The organism is Kribbella sindirgiensis (assembly GCF_004331435.1).
Classification (GTDB): domain Bacteria; phylum Actinomycetota; class Actinomycetes; order Propionibacteriales; family Kribbellaceae; genus Kribbella; species Kribbella sindirgiensis.
Map to the genome: position 1 here is coordinate 770,000 of NZ_SJKA01000001.1, position 16,320 is coordinate 786,319.

The 16,320-nt window shown below is 67.1% G+C and carries 15 protein-coding genes; 7 read left to right on the forward strand and 8 right to left on the reverse strand.

Annotation, left to right across the window (positions count from 1 at the left end):
* Nucleotides 1-6: 6 nt before the first annotated feature.
* The 4 genes from E0H50_RS03865 to E0H50_RS03880 are packed head-to-tail and all read right to left on the reverse strand — an operon-like array spanning nt 7 to nt 5,177.
* Complete coding sequence (locus E0H50_RS03865) at nt 7-1,560, reverse strand: acyl-CoA carboxylase subunit beta (protein WP_131284706.1); 1,554 nt, start codon at nt 1,558-1,560, stop codon at nt 7-9.
* Nucleotides 1,557-2,690, reverse strand: coding sequence for an acyl-CoA dehydrogenase family protein (locus E0H50_RS03870; RefSeq protein WP_272948484.1), 1,134 nt, complete (start codon nt 2,688-2,690; stop codon nt 1,557-1,559). Before E0H50_RS03870 ends, E0H50_RS03865 begins: the two co-directional genes overlap by 4 nt.
* Nucleotides 2,687-4,396, reverse strand: a complete 1,710-nt coding sequence (locus tag E0H50_RS03875) for an acyclic terpene utilization AtuA family protein (RefSeq protein ID WP_131284708.1) — start codon at nt 4,394-4,396, stop codon at nt 2,687-2,689. The genes E0H50_RS03870 and E0H50_RS03875 overlap by 4 nt, the downstream gene beginning before the upstream one ends.
* Nucleotides 4,389-5,177, reverse strand: coding sequence for a TIGR03084 family metal-binding protein (locus tag E0H50_RS03880; RefSeq protein WP_131284710.1), 789 nt, complete (start codon nt 5,175-5,177; stop codon nt 4,389-4,391). The genes E0H50_RS03875 and E0H50_RS03880 overlap by 8 nt, the downstream gene beginning before the upstream one ends.
* A gap of 282 nt (nt 5,178-5,459) precedes the next feature.
* Here E0H50_RS03880 and E0H50_RS03885 point away from each other — a divergent pair, with 282 nt between their 5' ends.
* Nucleotides 5,460-6,347 (forward strand): phosphotransferase family protein, encoded by an 888-nt coding sequence (locus E0H50_RS03885; RefSeq protein WP_131284712.1) that lies wholly within the window; start codon nt 5,460-5,462, stop codon nt 6,345-6,347.
* Between the two features lie 3 nt (nt 6,348-6,350).
* Here the strand turns inward: E0H50_RS03885 and E0H50_RS03890 are convergent, their stop codons facing one another.
* Nucleotides 6,351-7,445 carry an NsdA family TPR-like regulatory protein gene (locus tag E0H50_RS03890; protein ID WP_131284714.1) on the reverse strand — a complete coding sequence of 365 codons (1,095 nt, stop codon included), beginning with the start codon at nt 7,443-7,445 and terminating at the stop codon, nt 6,351-6,353.
* Nucleotides 7,442-7,702, reverse strand: coding sequence for a hypothetical protein (locus tag E0H50_RS03895; protein ID WP_131284715.1), 261 nt, complete (start codon nt 7,700-7,702; stop codon nt 7,442-7,444). The genes E0H50_RS03890 and E0H50_RS03895 overlap by 4 nt, the downstream gene beginning before the upstream one ends.
* 289 nt (nt 7,703-7,991) lie before the next feature.
* On the opposite strand from E0H50_RS03895, the gene tgmA reads away from it, so the two are divergent.
* From tgmA to E0H50_RS03925, 6 genes are all read left to right on the forward strand, one after another.
* Nucleotides 7,992-8,261, forward strand: a complete 270-nt coding sequence (gene tgmA, locus E0H50_RS03900) for a putative ATP-grasp-modified RiPP (RefSeq protein ID WP_202867995.1) — start codon at nt 7,992-7,994, stop codon at nt 8,259-8,261.
* Complete coding sequence (gene tgmB, locus E0H50_RS03905; RefSeq protein ID WP_131284720.1) at nt 8,261-9,238, forward strand: ATP-grasp ribosomal peptide maturase; 978 nt, start codon at nt 8,261-8,263, stop codon at nt 9,236-9,238. Before tgmA ends, tgmB begins: the two co-directional genes overlap by 1 nt.
* Entirely contained in the window at nt 9,235-10,416 is a 1,182-nt protein-coding gene (tgmC, locus tag E0H50_RS03910) for an ATP-grasp peptide maturase system methyltransferase (RefSeq protein ID WP_202867996.1), read from the forward strand. The genes tgmB and tgmC overlap by 4 nt, the downstream gene beginning before the upstream one ends.
* 201 nt (nt 10,417-10,617) lie before the next feature.
* Nucleotides 10,618-11,256, forward strand: coding sequence for a hypothetical protein (locus E0H50_RS03915; RefSeq protein WP_131284722.1), 639 nt, complete (start codon nt 10,618-10,620; stop codon nt 11,254-11,256).
* Between the two features lie 61 nt (nt 11,257-11,317).
* Nucleotides 11,318-12,217, forward strand: a complete 900-nt coding sequence (locus E0H50_RS03920; protein WP_131284724.1) for an N-acetylglucosamine kinase — start codon at nt 11,318-11,320, stop codon at nt 12,215-12,217.
* Between the two features lie 70 nt (nt 12,218-12,287).
* Nucleotides 12,288-13,544, forward strand: coding sequence for a hypothetical protein (locus E0H50_RS03925; RefSeq protein ID WP_131284726.1), 1,257 nt, complete (start codon nt 12,288-12,290; stop codon nt 13,542-13,544).
* Here the strand turns inward: E0H50_RS03925 and E0H50_RS03930 are convergent.
* On the reverse strand, nt 13,541-15,604 hold the full coding sequence (locus E0H50_RS03930; protein ID WP_131284728.1) for a YhgE/Pip family protein: 2,064 nt from the start codon (nt 15,602-15,604) through the stop codon (nt 13,541-13,543). The two genes, E0H50_RS03925 and E0H50_RS03930, sit on opposite strands and share 4 nt — an antisense overlap.
* Nucleotides 15,601-16,299 (reverse strand): P-loop NTPase family protein, encoded by a 699-nt coding sequence (locus E0H50_RS03935; RefSeq protein ID WP_131284730.1) that lies wholly within the window; start codon nt 16,297-16,299, stop codon nt 15,601-15,603. The genes E0H50_RS03930 and E0H50_RS03935 overlap by 4 nt, the downstream gene beginning before the upstream one ends.
* Nucleotides 16,300-16,320: the final 21 nt, after the last annotated feature.

The following is a 16,320-nucleotide window of genomic DNA, read 5'->3' on the forward strand; positions in this document are numbered from 1 at the left end:
CGGGGCTCACATCCTGAAGACGCCGAAGGACGACGTACCTTCGACCGGGGCGGAGTGGATGGCGGACAGGCAGATGCCCAGAACCGTTCGGGTGTCGCGCGGATCGATCACGCCGTCGTCGTACAACCGGCCGGACAGGAACATCGGCAACGACTCCGCCTCGATCTGGCCCTCGACGTACGCGCGCATCTGCCGGTCGCCGTCCTCGTCGTACGGCATCCCCTTGGCCTCCGCGGCCGCCCGCGCGACGATCGACAGCACGCCGGCGAGCTGCTGCGGACCCATCACCGCCGATTTCGCCGAGGGCCACGCGAACAGGAACCGCGGATCGAACGCCCGTCCGCACATCCCGTAGTGCCCGGCGCCGTACGACGCCCCCATCAGGATCGAGAGGTGCGGGACCTTCGAGTTCGACACCGCGTTGATCATCTGCGCGCCGTGCTTGATGATCCCGCCCTGCTCGTACTCCTGCCCGACCATGTACCCGGTCGTGTTGTGCAGGAAGATCAGCGGCGTATCGGACCGGTTCGCGAGCTGGATGAACTGCGCCGCCTTCTGCGACTCCTCGCTGAACAGTACCCCGCGCGCGTTCGCGAGAATCCCCACCGGGTACCCGTACACCGACGCCCACCCGGTCGCCAGCGACGACCCGTACAGCGGCTTGAACTCGTCGAACACCGACCCGTCCACCACGCGAGCGACTACGTCCCGCGGATCGAACGGCACCTTGAGGTCCCCCGGCACGATGTCGAGCAGGTCGTCGGCGTCGTACAGAGGTTCGTCGTACGACGGCTTCGGCGCCGGACCCTGTTTGCGCCAGTTCAGTCGCGAGACGATCTGCCGTCCGAGCCGGATCGCGTCCGGCTCGTCCACCGCGAAGTAGTCGGCCAGACCGGACTTCCGCGCGTGCATCGCCGCGCCGCCGAGCGACTCGTCGTCGGCGTCCTCACCGGTCGCCATCTTGACCAGCGGCGGCCCGGCCAGGAACACCTTCGCGCCGCCGTCGACCATCACCACGTAGTCGCTCATGCCGGGGATGTACGCACCGCCCGCGGTCGAGTTGCCGAACACCAGCGCGATCGTCGGGATCCCCTCGGCCGACAACCGGGTCAGGTTCCGGAACATCGCCCCGCCGGGGATGAAGATCTCCTTCTGCGTCGGCAGATCCGCGCCGCCGGACTCGACCAGGCTGATCACCGGAAGTCGGTTGGCCCGCGCGATCTCGTCGGCCCTGAGCGCCTTGCGAAGCGTCCACGGGTTGCTCGCACCGCCCTTGACGGTCGGGTCGTTCGCGGTGATCAGGCACTCGACGCCCTCGACCACGCCGATCCCCGTCACCAGGCTGGCACCGACCGTGAAGTCCGAACCCCAGCCGGCCAGCGGTGACAGTTCGAGGAAGTACGAGTCCGGGTCCAGCAGCAGCTCGATCCGCTCCCGCACCAGCAGCTTCCCGCGCTTGTGATGCCGCTCGACGTACTTCGATCCGCCGCCGGCCAGCGCTTTCTCGTGCTCGACGTCGAGCGCGGCGAGCTTCTCCAGCATCGCGTCGCGGTTGCTCATGCCGTGTACCCCCGTCTCTTGGCGGCGAGGCCGGTCAGGATCTCGGTGGTGCCGCCACCGATGGCCAGGATCTTCTGGTCGCGGTACTGGCGTTCCACCTCGGCTTCCCGCATGTACCCGAACCCGCCGTGCAACTGCAGCGCCTGGTCGCAGACCCATTGCCCGGCCTCGACCGCAGTGTTCTTCGCGAAGCACGTCTCCGCGATCACGTCCTCGCCCGCGCCTGCCCGCCGCGCCACCTCGTGCACATAGACCCGCGCCACGGAGATCCGCCGAGCCATCTCGGTCAGCGTGTGCTGCACCGTCTGCCGTGAGATCAACGGCCGGCCGAACGTGTCGCGTTGCCGGCACCACTCGACCGTCAGATCGAGCGCCCGCTGCGCGCCGGCGTACGCCTGCACAGCCAGCGTGAGCCGCTCGGCCACGAAGTTCACCGCCAGCTGCACGAAACCGGAGTCCTGGGCCCCGACCAGATTCTCGGCCGGCACGCGAACATCCATGAACGACAGCTCAGCCGTGTCCGAGCACAACCACCCCATCTTCGCCAGCTTCCGAGACACCGCGAACCCCGGCGTACCGCGCTCGATCACCAGCAAGCTGATCCCGTGCGCTCCAGGTCCACCAGTGCGTACGGCGGTTGTCACGAAGTCCGCGCGGCAACCTGAGGTGATGTAGGTCTTCGCGCCGTTCACCACGAACACCTCGCCCTCGCGGCGCGCCGTCGTACGGAGGGAAGCCACATCCGATCCGCCACCAGGCTCCGTGATCGCCAGCGCGCCGATCAGCTCACCGTCCAGCGTCGGCCGGACCCACCGCTCGATGTGCTGTTGATTGCCTCCAGCAACGATGTGGGGAAGGGCGATACCGCACGTCAGAAGGGAGGAGACGAGTCCGCCGGACCCGCCGGCGTAATGCATCTCCTCGACGACGGCGATCGCGTCGAGGAGTGACCCGCCCCCGCCACCGACCTCCTCCGGGAACCCGACGCCCAGCAACCCCAAGGCGCCGGCCTTCTTGTGCAACTCCCGTGGCAGCTCGCCGTCCCGCTCCCATTGATCCAGATGCGGCAACACCTCAGCCGCCATGAACCGCCGTACCGACTCCCGCAGTGCTGTTTCTTCGGCACTCACAACAGCACCTCCGGTACGTCGACGTACCGCGACCGCAGCCACTCACCCAGCGCCTTCGCCTGCGGATCGAACCGGGCCTGCGCCGCGACGCCCTCGCCCAGCAGACCCTCGACGACGAAGTTCATCGCCCACAGGTTCGGCAGCAGGTGCCGGGTGACGATCAGCGGCTGCGTCTCCGGGAGAAGCTCGGTGAAGAGCTCGACCGTGAGGGTGTGCGCGAGCCAGCGCCACGACTTCTCGTCGCGGGCCCACACACCCACGTTCGCGTCGCCGCCCTTGTCGCCCGAGCGCGCGCCGACGATCCGGCCGAGCGGAACCTCGCGGGTGCGCGGCGGTCCGCTCGAGAGCTGCAGCAACGGCATCGGCGCCTCGATGTCGTCGACCGGTTGCAGCGGTTGAGTCTCAGCGGCCGGTTCGATCGGGTGCCGCGAGCCGTCCGGCAGTACGACGACGTGCTGCACCTCGTGAATGTCGACGTACCCAGCACGGAAGACGCCGTACGGCGAACCGTCGCCGGGCGGCGCGGTGACGTGGAATCCCGGGTAGCTCGCGAGCGCCAGCTCGACCGCGGCGTTGCTGAACGCGCGGCCGACCACCTTCGGATCCGGGTCCTTCACCGCGCAGCGCAGGAAGACGCTCGCTTCCTCCTCGGACTCGGCGTTCGGCTTCTCGGTCCAGGCCAGCGTCCACTTCAGCTCGGCCGGCCGCTTCGGCAACGCCTGCTCGAGCTGCCGCTGCACCAGCTCGGCCTTCTGCTCCAGCTGCAGCCCGGTGAGCACGAAGTCGACCTCGTTGCGGAACCCGCCGACGCTGTTCAGCGAGACCTTGTACGTCGGCGGCGGGGCCTCACCGCGCGCGCCCGAGATCTTGATGCGATCGGGACCGTCCTCGTCCAGCTCGATCGCATCGAGGCGGGTCGTGACGTCCGGACCCGCGTACCGGGCGCCGGTGATCTCGTACAGCAGTTGTGCCTTGACCGTGTCGATCGTGACCGCGCCGCCGGTGTTGTCGTGTTTGGTGATCACGCTGCTGCCGTCCGCGTGGATCTCCGCGATCGGGAACCCGGGGCGCCCGAAGTCCCGGATCTCGGTGAAGAACGCATAGTTCCCGCCGGTCGCCTGGCAGCCGCACTCGATCACGTGCCCGGCGACGACGGCCCCGGCGAGTTCGTCGTACTGCGTCCGCTTCCACCCGTGATGCGCCGCGGCCGGTCCGACGATCACGGACGCATCGGTGACCCGACCGGTCACCACCACATCCGCCCCGGCCTGCAACGCCTCCGCGATTCCCCACGCGCCGAGGTAGGCGTTGGCGGTCATCGGCGTACCGAGGCCCAGCTCTTCGGCACGGCCGAGGAGATCGTCGCCCTCGACGTACGCGACCTTCGGCTGCAGCCCGAGCCGATCGGCCAGCTCGGTGATCGCTTCCGCGAGACCGGCCGGGTTCAGGCCGCCCGCGTTGCTGACGATCTTCACACCTCGATCGAGCGCTTCGCCCAGGCCCGTCTCGAGCTGCTTGAGGAACGTCCTCGCGTAGCCCAGTCCTGGGTCCTTCAGGCGATCCCGGCCGAGGATGAGCATCGTCAACTCGGCCAGGTAGTCCCCGGTCAGCACGTCCAGCGGCCCACCGGTCAGCATCTCCTGCACCGCGCTGAACCGGTCCCCGTAGAAGCCGGACGCGTTCCCGATCCGGATCGGCTCAGTCATGCTGTCCTGCCTTACGGCCCTTTCCGGGTAGACCGGCGAAGGCCTGGATGATTCCCATCCATTCCTCGGCGTCCGCGCCCTCGGCCCGCACGTCCAGGTCGTCCCGGTGGCGGCGTTGCGTGGCGAGCAGACAGAAGTCGACCGCCGGCGCGGTCACCCGCTGGCCGGCGTCCTCCGGACCCCAGGTCCACAGGTCGCCGTCCGGTCCGGTCAGCTCGACGCGGAACTGTTCGGCGGGCGGCGTGCGGTTGTTGAGCAGGTACGCGAAGTCGCGCGTGCGGACCGCCAGATGGGCGACGTGCCGCAGACGGTTGCTCGGCTGCCGTTGTACGCCGAGGGCGTCGAACACGTCCTGCCCGTGCGCCCACGTCTCCATCAGCCGCGCGGTCGCCATCGACGTCGGGCTCATCGGCGGTCCGTACCACAGCACCTTCTCGCCGGCCGGCACCTTCTTCAACGCCTCGGCGACCTCGGCCCGCGTCTCCCGCCAGTACGTCAGGAGCTGGTCCGGCGGCAGCGCGGCAGTCTCCGCGGCACCGTCATCGACGTACGTCGTGGGACTCGCAGCCGCTGTTTGCAGTGACTCCTTGAACGACTCAGGATCGGTCGCGGCCAGATGGGTGGCCTCGTCAGTCCAGGCCAGGTGAGCGATCTGATGCGCGATCGTCCACCCCTCGGCCGGCGTCGGCGTCGCCCACTCACCCGCGGCCAACCCACCCACCAGCCGATCCAGTTCCGCACTCTCGGCCCAAAGATCCGCCAGCACTTCGTCCAGTCGCACGCTGCACTCCCTCGCGAGGGGCTCGTGCAGCCGAGCGTCCCACGGGCGGGAAAAAGAATCAAGCGTGCTTGTTTTTGCGCAGTGGCTGGAGGAGCGCAAGCCGAGTAGCAGACGGTGTAGGAGGAGGGAGGAAAGAGAACAGAGAAAAGAAGAGATTTGAGTGGTGGCTGGCCTCAGCGGTCAACCGGAGGTTTTGACTGGGTGTTGCCAGCCTGTCAGGACAAGGACCCGACTGCGCTGTGCGGCGGCGACGGAGCTCAGTCGGGGTGACAGACTGCTCGTATGGCGGTTGATCGCGAGGCGGCGTTCGTGGTGGTCCGAGCGGTCGCCGCGAAGCTCGGGCTCGACCATCGGGAGATCGAGCTATTAGGGCCGATCGCCGATAACGCGGTGTTTCGGTTGCCGGGGCGAACGGTAGTTCGGATAGCGACATCCGCAGCGGGGGAACGGGCTCTCCGCGAGGTTCGCACCGGGCGATGGCTTGCAACTCAGGGCCTCCCGGCAGTGCAGCCGCTGGAGTCGATTCAGCAGCCGCTGAGCGTCGACGGCCACGTCGTCACGCTGTGGCATGAGATTCCCGAGGCATCCATCGCAAGTACCTCGGAACTCGCAGTCCTGCTGCGGCAATTGCACCGACTGCCGATACCGACGGACTTTGACGTCCCCGTGCTGAATCCGTTCGTGCGACTGAACGAGCACCTCAAGGCCGCCGAGTCCGAGCTGAGCCCGAGCGACCGTGACTTCCTCGCCAACCGGCTCGAAGAACTCAAAGTCGACTACGCATCCGTCAGCGATGGACTGCGGGTCTGTGTGATTCATGGCGATGCGAACCGCAAGAACGCGATCCGCGGCAGCGACAGCCGAGCTGTGCTACTGGACCTCGAGCGCTTCAGCATTGGCCCACGACAGTGGGACCTGGTCGTACCGGCTGTCTATCAGCGCCTGGGCTGGTACTCCGACTCCGAATACGCCGCTTTCGTCGAGGCCTACGGCTGGGATGTTCGGAGCTGGTCAGGCTTCGAGACCTACACCGCCCTCCGCGAGTTCCGCATGACCGCCTGGCTGCTGAGTCGCCTGACCCGCGAACCACGGCTCAGAAACGAAGCGGCCAACCGCCTCGCCTCACTCCGCGAGCCTGACGCACCACGCTCCTGGACGCCGGGCACCTGACGATCAGGAGGCCAACAGCGTGCCGGCGCGCTCACGAAATTCCGTGATGGACCGCTGAGATCCGAACTCGTTCAGGCGACGATCGAAGACCCGCACATAGTTCCGGATCCTCGCGGATTTGATCCTCCCGGCGGCCGTCACAGCTTCGATTGCCGTGTCGCACGCGCGCGGTACATCACCGGCGTCGAGGTACGAGGTGGCGAGCGAGACCCGGCAGAAGGTGCGGCTCCGCGGATGCAGATCTGAGGACTGGCTCAGGGCAAGGTTCGCATGATTCTCGGCGTCTCTCGGCGCCCGGAGCGACGTGAAGCAATGTGCAAGCTCATCCTGAAGCTCAGCTTGGTCGAAGTACTCGATCCAATCCGGCTCGTCATCCCCCGAGGCCTGAGCGAAGCTCGCGTCCGCTTGCTTCATCATGCGCAGGCAGGCGCGTTTGTCGCCGATGCTTGCCAGGCCCCGTGCCTCCATGGCGGCGTACATCGCCCTGGTCCGCGACGTCGCCTCACTGCCTGCGCCGAGCGCGGCGGCTCTCGCCAGATCAACGGCCTCCTGGTATTCACCGAGGTAGTTGGCCTGATGACTCATGAGCGCCAGAACCTTCCCACCCAGCGGGCGGTCACCGGATGCATGAGCCAGGTTCAGAGCCTGGACGAAGTATCGACGTGCCAGTCCGTGCATGCCGACGTCATACGCCATCGCGCCAGTCTTGTAGGTGAACTGAGCCGCGACCGAGAACAACTCTCGCCCGATCGCATCCGTGTAGCGCGCGTGCAGCAGCGGTGTCACCGCGTCACTCAGGTATTGGACTGCTGCCGAGCGAGCATGTCCACCACCGAACTGGTGGTCGAGACTCTCGAACATATGCAGCGTCGCACGTACGGCAGCGACGTCGTCGGCGCCGACTCGTCGCGAACTCCCTGTGCCGTACGGCGGATCAGCCGGGGGTGAGATCAGCCACCGCGCCAGCGGAGTAGTCAGGGAGCCCGCGCTGACCGCCATGCGGAGGAACTCCGAGCGTTTCAAGTCTTCTGTCCAGAGCATGCGAGAGGTTTGGATCGTTACGTCGCGCGACTCGGAGAACGTCAGCGCGAGCGTCAACGGTGGTCCGCCGGAAAGCCCAGATCGTTCAATGACACGGCACGGCCGAGGCGTCGGCCAAGTGCCTCGGCGATCAGCGCAGGCTTCTCGCCACGCGGCACCATCCCTTGCAGCCATCTGCCAACGTCGACGTGGTCGCAACGGATGTTGTTGAGTCCTCTGGCTGCAGCCAGCTCTCGAATGTCCTTGGCGAGAGCACTTCGCGAGCAGCCGGCGCTGTCCATCAGTGCGGCGAACAACTCGTTGGGCGAACTCATGCAGCCTCTTCGGGATCCTGGACCAGACCACTCACTGTAGCCGGAAGGTAGCGCCGCGAACACTCCTCTTCCTGCGGCGATTTGGTGTGCAGTGCACAGGTTCTGCACCGGTCGTTGCCAAGTGCACGGCCTTTGCTCCTCCCCGTCGGCGGTTGCGTCGGGTGGACTTGTGTCGTTCCCCTCGATCGGCGGGACCGGCGCCGTGAAGCCCTGAGACCGGCGCCGGCCCCGTCAACCACGACGGATCTGGAGTTCAAGGGCATTGCAATCTAGACGAGGAGTGATGTTGATGAATGACAGCGTGCCGACACCCTGGGGACTCAGCCGCGCCAGCGACTTCGCGGAGCCTGCGCCTTTGGGCTACAGCACCGTCGACGTCGATCCGGTGACACAGTTGGGTCGGTTCCGGGACGGCAACGGTGTGGTGGTCGATCCGATGATGGCGTCGCCGAAGCACGGCTCCGGCACGACGACCAACCCGCGCACTGCCACCGGTCAGGACGGCGGTGGCGGTCCCGCACCGGACAGCGACTCAGGTTTCGACAGCGATCGCGACTGATGACTCTTCGCCAACTTCACCGGCCGATCGTCATGGTGATCACCGAGGCGGATGATGTCACGGCCGATGCAGTTATCGCTGAGCTGAACAAGCGCGGACGCTGTGAAGTTGCCCGGGTCGACCCAGGCGAATTCCCACGCGATGTCAGCATGTCGGCATCGCTGGATCCCGAATCGGGGCGATGGACCGGGCCGATCGGTACGTCCAGCCGCCAATTCGACCTCGCCGACGTGACTTCGGTGTACTGGCGCCGGCCAACTCCGAGCACGTTCCCCGGGTTGGATCAGGCAGCCGCCGAGTTCGCCAGGGCACAAGTGCGAGAAGGTGTGGGGGGTGTGCTTGCCAGCCTCCCGAATGCCCGCTACGTGAACCACCCTCACCGCAATTGGGCGGCCGAATACAAGCCGCATCAGCTGGCCGTGGCGGCCGAACTCGGATTCAACGTGCCGGCAACGCTCATCACCGCGGATCCAGCAGTGGCGCGGTCATTCGCAGACAAGCACGCACCGATCGTCTACAAACCACTGCGAGTCACGTCGCTCGTGCGGGAGGGGCGGGCGCAGGCTATCTGGACGCGGCGCGTGGAGCCTGGCGAACTGGACGATTCGATCGCCGGCACCGCGCACCTGTTTCAAGCCGAAGTGGTCGACAAGGTCGCCGACCTGCGAGTCACGATGGTCGGGGACGAGGTGTTCTGCGTCCGCATCGATTCATCGGTCGATCGCTTGGACTGGCGCTCCGACTACGACACCCTGTCCTACCAGGCCGTCGAGCCGCCCGTCGGAATCAGTGAGCGCATGCAGTTCTACCTTCGGCGGTTCGGCCTCATATTCGGTTGCTTCGACTTTGCACTCGACGCCGGTGGCGTGCCGTACTTTCTTGAGTGCAACCCCAACGGCCAATGGGCGTGGATGGAACCACCGACCGGGCTGCCGATGGCAGCTACCTTCGCCGATGCACTGGAAGGAAACCTGTGACCTCCAACCAGCCCACCTGGCACGCGGCCGAGCTGCGAGCACGACTCGCCATGGACCTCGTCGGTGCCGGTCATGTCCGCTCGAAGGAATGGCGAGCCGCAGTCGAGGACGTTCCTCGGGAAGAGTTCATCCCCGAATTCTTCGCCAAGATCGATCGGACGGACGGGCCGACTCTGTGGGATCCAATCTCGGCCGAGCGGTCCGGCGCTGAGAGGTGGCTCCGACTGGCCTACGAAGATCTCTCGCATGTCACTCAGCTGAACGGCCAGATCTCACCGGCCGATGTCTTGGAACCTGTCGACGGCAACCCGACCTCGTCGTCCACGATGCCAAGCTTGGTGGTTCGGATGTGGGAAGACCTGGATGTCGTCGACGGAAGCCGCGTACTGGAGGTCGGAACCGGCACCGGGTACTCCACCGCGCTCGGCTGTCACAGGCTCGGTGAAAGCAACCTGACGTCAGTGGATGTCGACCCCGAAGTGGCTGGACGGGCTCGTCAGGCGCTCGCCCGCGCTGGTTACCACCCGCAACTGGTCGTTGGCGACGGCGAGGAGGGATCACTCCGCGGAGCGCCGTATGACCGGATCATTGCGACGTGTTCGTTTCGGTACGTCCCGCAGGCCTGGCTTCAGCAATCCAAACTGGGCGCGATCATTCTGGTTACTCTGTCGGGCTGGCTCGGAGGCACCGGCCTCGTCAAGCTGACTGTCACTGGTGACGGAACCGCGGAGGGACAGTTTTTGCCGGGGTACGTGAGCTTCATGCCTTCCCGGGCGCACAACCCCCAGCCCGTCGTCATCCCGGACCTATCTGAAGGTGGGGTCTCCCGTGAGACTACGCTCGCGCCAGATGTGCTCACGACCTACGGACCTGGCCAGCTTGTAGCGCAGTTGGCAGTTCCAGAAGCTCAGCATGTGAGCTTTGGCCCAGACAGCGACCTTCCCGAACATCTGCTGGTCCAGCCAGACGATTCGTATGCTGCCTTCCGTGGAGGACCGGGCCGTCGGATTATCGAGCAGGGCGGCCCTCAGCGTCTCTGGGACCAAGTCGAGAGCGCAGTGGAGTCATGGCACTCCTCCGGCGAGCCGGACATCCAAAGCTTCCGCGTCACCGTAACGCCGCACGAACAACGCATTCGCATCCCCAGCGGGAAGAGCTGGAGACTACCGGTGCCGTAGGGCCATCGCTTCCGGTTTGTCGATCACGCGTTCGGGCACGACAGGCGGCTTTGACGGCTGCGGTTGCGCGGCATCACGGGGCGGTCGAGGCGCGCGGCAGCACGCGTGGACAGACCACAGTCGTCTACTCCACCTTAGTTAGAGGTAGCTGACGTGTCATGGTGATTACTGGCGTGGTCGGGTGATCACTAGGGTCGGGTCATGGATCTGAACAGTCCGATCAGCACGGTCGTGCCGTCGTTGGACGGGCCGGTGTTGCGGGTGCTGGCCCAGGCCGAGGACGGCCTGTCGGGGCGGCAGATCCACAAGCTCGCGGGCTCCGGAAGCGTCGCGGGCGTGCGCCTCGTACTGCAGCGCCTGGCAGCAACCGGTCTGGTACATGTAGACGACCTGGGCAACTCGTTGCTCTATCGCCTCAACCGCAAGCACCTGGTCGCCCCGATCGTCGAGCAGCTCGCGAACCTCCGCAGTACGTTGATCGCCCGGCTCGCCGACGAGATCAGTGCCTGGCGGATCGCGCCGGTGCACACCAGCGTGTACGGCGCGGTCGCGCGTGGTGACGGTGATCTCGACAGCGACGTCGACCTGCTGCTGATCCGTCCGGACCGGCACGAGTTCGAGGACGTGCTGTGGGAGGACCAGGTCGGACGGCTGATGCAGACCGTCGTCGACCTCACCGGCAACCCAGCCCATGTGTTCGAACTCAGCCAGACCGAGTTCTCGGACCACCTGGCCACCGAGGACCCGATTCTCAACGACTGGATGCAGCCGAGCGTCCAACTCACCGGTGTCCCGCTGGACGTGCTCCTGAACGACCTCGAGGCAGCCCTTCCCCGGTAACCGGAGCCTGTGGGTACGCCGCCTTTCATCATTGTCAGGACTATCCACCTGGGACCACTCAATGACCCGCATCGCCATCGACGGCGGCCAGTCGGCGCTCCGTCTTCGTGTCCTCCCGTCCCGACGTTCCGGCAACGGCCCCGGCTACACGCACGGACCGGACGCCGTGTCCAATCTCCTCGAGGCCATTCGGGCTGCCGCGTCCGAGGCCGAGCTGACCGATCCGGTCGAGGTCGTCGCACTGGGCCTGACCGGGTATCCCCAGGCGCACGGCGCCGCGGAACGGTTCGCGGCCGATGTCGGTGAGGTGCTGAACGCGGACGAAGTACGCCTCACCCAGGACATGGTCACGGCACACGCCGGCGCGTTGCCGGACGGGTACGGCGTCGTTGTTGCCGCGGGCACCGGGCTCGTCTGTCTCGCCGTGGATCGGGACGGTACGTGGCGCAAGCTCGACGGGCACGGGTACCTGTTCGGCGACGCGGGCAGTGCCTTCGCGATCGGCCGCGCCGGACTGGTCGCCGTACAGCGTGCCCGGGACGGCCGTGGTCCGGTGACGAAGCTCGCGGACACCGCGCTCGATCCGGTCGCGCTGTACCGGTCGTCCACGCTGGTCGACGACGTGGCCCGCTTCGCCCCCGAAGTACTGCGCTGTGCGGCCGAAGGCGATCCGGTCGCGCTCGACCTCCTGGTCGCCGCGGCCGGCGACATCGCCGAGACGATCGGCGCCGCGGTCGACCAACTGGCCGGTGAGGGGCCTGTGCCGGTCGCGTGTGTCGGCGGCCTGTTCGACGGCGCGGGTGAGCAGTTGCTGACACCTGTCCGCGAGGCGTTGCCGCCGCGGGCCAAGCTGACACCGGCGGCGGGCAACTCGCTCGACGGCGCGGAACGCCTCGCCGACGGACCAGCCGGAACGTATGCCGACCTGATCATCACGCACCGTCGAGCGCGACCTCGATAATTACGGTGTAGGCCGTTATCTTGGCCGTACCTCGTCCGATCAGTCCCGGTACGACAGCTGGAGACTTCACGTGACCGAACTCCTCCTGGCCGCGACGTCCCTGGACGTCACCCCGCCGCCCGGCCACCGGCTCGATGGGTACGCCGCCCGCGCCGGGCTCTCGACCGGTGCCGCGGACCCGCTCCGAGCCACCCTGATCTGGTTGTCCACCGAGGACGATCCGGGCGTGCTGTGGCTCACGCTGGATGCGATCGCGGTCGGGAGCGCGCTCTCATCGGAGCTCGCCGCGGCCGCCGGTGCCGCTGCCGGCATCCCGCCGTCGCACGTCGTGGTGTCCGCATCGCACACCCACTCCGGTCCGTCCGGATGGACCGGCGAGATTCACCCCATCATTCCGGCCGAGCGGGAACGCCCGCTGGTCGAGTCGCTGGTCGGCGCGGTCCGGTCGGCCGTGCTCGAGCGGCAGCCGGTGACGGCGAGCTGGCACTCGATCGAGGTCATCGGCGTCGGTACGAACCGGCACCGCAAGAACGGTCCGCACGACACCACCGCCGGCATCCTCGCGCTGCACGGGCTCGGCGGTTCCCTCGAGGCGGTCCTGCTGGACTTCGCGTGCCATCCGACGACGTACGGCCCGGAGAACCTGCAGTACTCGGCCGACTGGCCCGGAGCCGCGCGTGCCGCTCTCGCTCCCGCCGTGGTCGGCTTCCTGCAAGGGGCCGCGGGTGACGTCAGCCCCCGCTTCACCCGCCAGGGTCGCGGTGCCGCCGAGGTCGCGCGTCTGGGCGGTCTACTGGCTTCTCGGGTCCGTGAGGCTCTCGCTACGCCCGGTCTCGAGCTACCTCAGTCCGCGCCGAGCATCCGTCGTACCACTCTGACTCTGCCTGTCCGGTCCGTACCGCCCGTCGACGAGTCCGAGAAGCTCGCGTCCGTCGTGGAGAGCCGCGTCGCCGAGTCCCGTACCAACGACGCCGGCGACCCGTCCGGCCGCATCTCCCTAACCCGCCTGGAGGGCGCCCGCGGCCAGGCCCTGATGGCCGCAGCCGACCTCCCACCGGCCCTGGACCTCCCGGTCAGCACCGTGACGATGGGCGACGTGTGCTGGATCAACCTCCCGGTAGAACTCTTCGCCGTCCACGGCGCCTGCCTCCAGGCCGACAGCACCCACCCCATCACCCGAGTCATCGGCTACACCGACGGCTACTACGGCTACGTAGTAGACCCCTCCGCCGCCGAAGCCGGCACCTACGAAGCCCTCATCACCTTCTTCGACCAACCCACCACCAACACCCTCCTCACCGAAACCGCGACCTTCGTGAACAGCTAGAGCGCCAATTCGGGCTGGAGTTTCTTTGCTGGCCAGACGCGTTGTTTGCGGGCGGCGAGGGTTGAGGCTGCCAGGGCTGCGGTGAACCAGGCTGCTAGGGCGAGGAGGTCTCGGCCGAGGGAGGTGCCGGGGCCGCCGTACATGAGGTGGCGGACGCCGTCGATGGCGTAGCTCATCGGGAGGGCGTGGTGGAAGAAGTAGAGGGGTTCGGGGATGGTCTGCCACGGGAAGGTGCCGCCGGCGCTGACCAGTTGGACGACCATCAGGACCAGGCCGAGGAACTTGCCGACGGCGCCGAACCACGCGGACAGCGCGTGCAGGATCGCGACGAACGTGAACGACGTCAGGATCAGGAAGCCGACGGTCAGCCACGGGTGCGCGGCGTGGATGCCCAGCCCCAGGACGACCGCGACGAAGACCAGCGTGGCCTGGATCGCGCCGAAGAGCGCCGGAGGCAACCACCCGCCGAGCGCGACACGGAACGGCGACTGCAGCGCGGCCAGCGCGCGCGGTGACAACGGACGGACCAGCAGGAACAGGACGTACGCCCCGATCCAGCACGCGAGGCTGAGGAAGAACGGGGCCAGACCGGCACCGTAGCTGTCAGCCGTGGCCTGCGAGACGTTCTGCAGCGTGACCGGCGCACCCAGTGTCTCGGCGACCGCCTTGCGCTGATCGGCGGACGGGTTCGGGATCTGCTTCACGCCGCTCTGCAGACCGGTGTTCAGCTGCGTCGCTCCGGTCTTCAGCTGACCCACACCGGTCGCGAGGCTGTTCACACCGGTCAGCAACTGCCCCTGCCCAGCGACAGCCTGCTTCTCGCCCGCAGCAAGCTTCTGCGCACCAGTCTGCAGCGTGCCCAGCCCGGTCTTCAGCTGCCCAGCACCTGTGCTGAGCTGATGCGCCCCACTGGACGCAGTACTGATTCCACTCGTCAGAGCCGGCGTCGCCTTGGCCAGCGCCGACGCGCCGTTCGACACCTTCCGCGCACCGCTCGCTAGCTGGTTGAGCTGCTTGGACGTCGCCTGGATCTTCGTGTTCGCCCGTACGACGGGAGCTCGCAACTTCGCCGTCTCGAGCAGAATCACCCTGATCTGGTGCTGGCTCAGCCCCTGCTGCTTCAACCGTGCAGCCAGCTGTGTGTCGAACGTCTTGAGGTCCTTCACCAACGTGCTGGACGCGGTCGCTACCTGTCGCCCCGTGCCGGCGATCTTCTCGTTGCCATCGGCAACCTGGTCCGCCCCGGCCGCCAGCTGCTTCGTCTGGTTCGGCAGTGACGCAGTCTTGTCCTCCAACGTCTCCAGACCGTTGTCCAGCTTCGCAGCACCGGACGCCAACGACGACGCACCCTGCGACGCCTGTGCAGCGCCGGTGGCCAACTGTGTCGCTCCTGCTGACAACTGCTTCTGCGCGGTGTTCAGCTGCGTAGCACCGGACTGCAGCTTCGCGACACCTGTCGACGCCGACGTCAGCCCGGTTTGGAGCTGGGCAGCACCGGCAGCCGCAGAGCTCACCTGCTTGTGGATGGTGTTGTAGCCGGCCAGGAGCTGCGATGCCGCGGTCTCACTCACCTGCGAGGCGACGGTCTTCGTCACCTGCGCCACGACCTGGTTGGCGATCGTGTGCGCGATGTAGTTGTTGGCGTCGTTGGTCAGGAGTTCCAGCTCCGCCTGCCGCGGCGTGAAGTCCGCACTCGACGCCAGGTCGGACGAGAACGACTTCGGCAGCACCAGCGCGAACTCGTACTTCCCGTCCGACACCCCTTTCGTCGCGTCCGCGCGGTTCACCTGATGCCAGTCGAAGCTCTTCGACTTCACCAGTTCGTCCGCGACCTGCGGTCCGACGTTGAGCTTCTCGCCGGTCGCGAGCGTCGTACCCTCGTCCTCGACGACCACCGCGGTCGGAATCTTGTTCAGTCGCCCGTACGGGTCGTGGTTCGCATAGAGGTACAGGCCGCCGTACAGCACCGGGACCAGCAGCAGCGCGACCACGGCCAGCTTGGGCAGCCGCCCGGCCGTCAGGCGACGCAACTCACTCAGGGCCATCCGCAGCGCGGTCACGCCTCTGTCTCCTCTTCGTCTTCAATTGCAGTCACAGGCTCAACAGGAGCTATCGGTGTGACCTGCACCGGGTCGGGCTGATCTGTCTCGCCCATCCGAGCGGCCTTGACGTCCAGCAGCCGTGCTGACGCATCAGCACACGTGATGATCACGCCGTACCCCTGCGCCGCCAGCCCGCGTCCGAACTCGTACCACTCATGTGGATCGCCCCCGTGCCGATCCGGCATGGTCAGAATGACCACCTGTACGTCGGGACGCGCCACGGTGAGCTCCGTGAGCAGCCTGGTCCGTACGGCGACCGGCAGGTGCTCGAACCGCTTGTCGGCGTGCTCTGCCGCGTCATGCTCGTTCAGCCACTCCAGCACGGCCTTACGCCCCGCCTTGCGACCGGCGATCGCCAGCTCCTCGCCCACCACGGTCTGAACAGGTAGTGCGTCATCAGGCTCGGTGATGCCGGGTGCGTCGACCACGGCGACGCGGCGACGCAGCAGAGCGGGGTCGGATCTGCCGTCGAACCGGACCCTCCCGGTGTCGGGCTTCAGCCGCCCGGACAGACCGAGCGCTGCGGCGACGTGCCCTGCGCCCGGATACCCGGTCAGGAGCACCACCTGATGATCCGCGACCGATACCGACGTGGCGTGCAGCATCGGTGCGTGCGGTCCACGCACGCTGATCCCGGCGGCCTCGAGCTCCATCCTGCATCCCCGTTCAATACG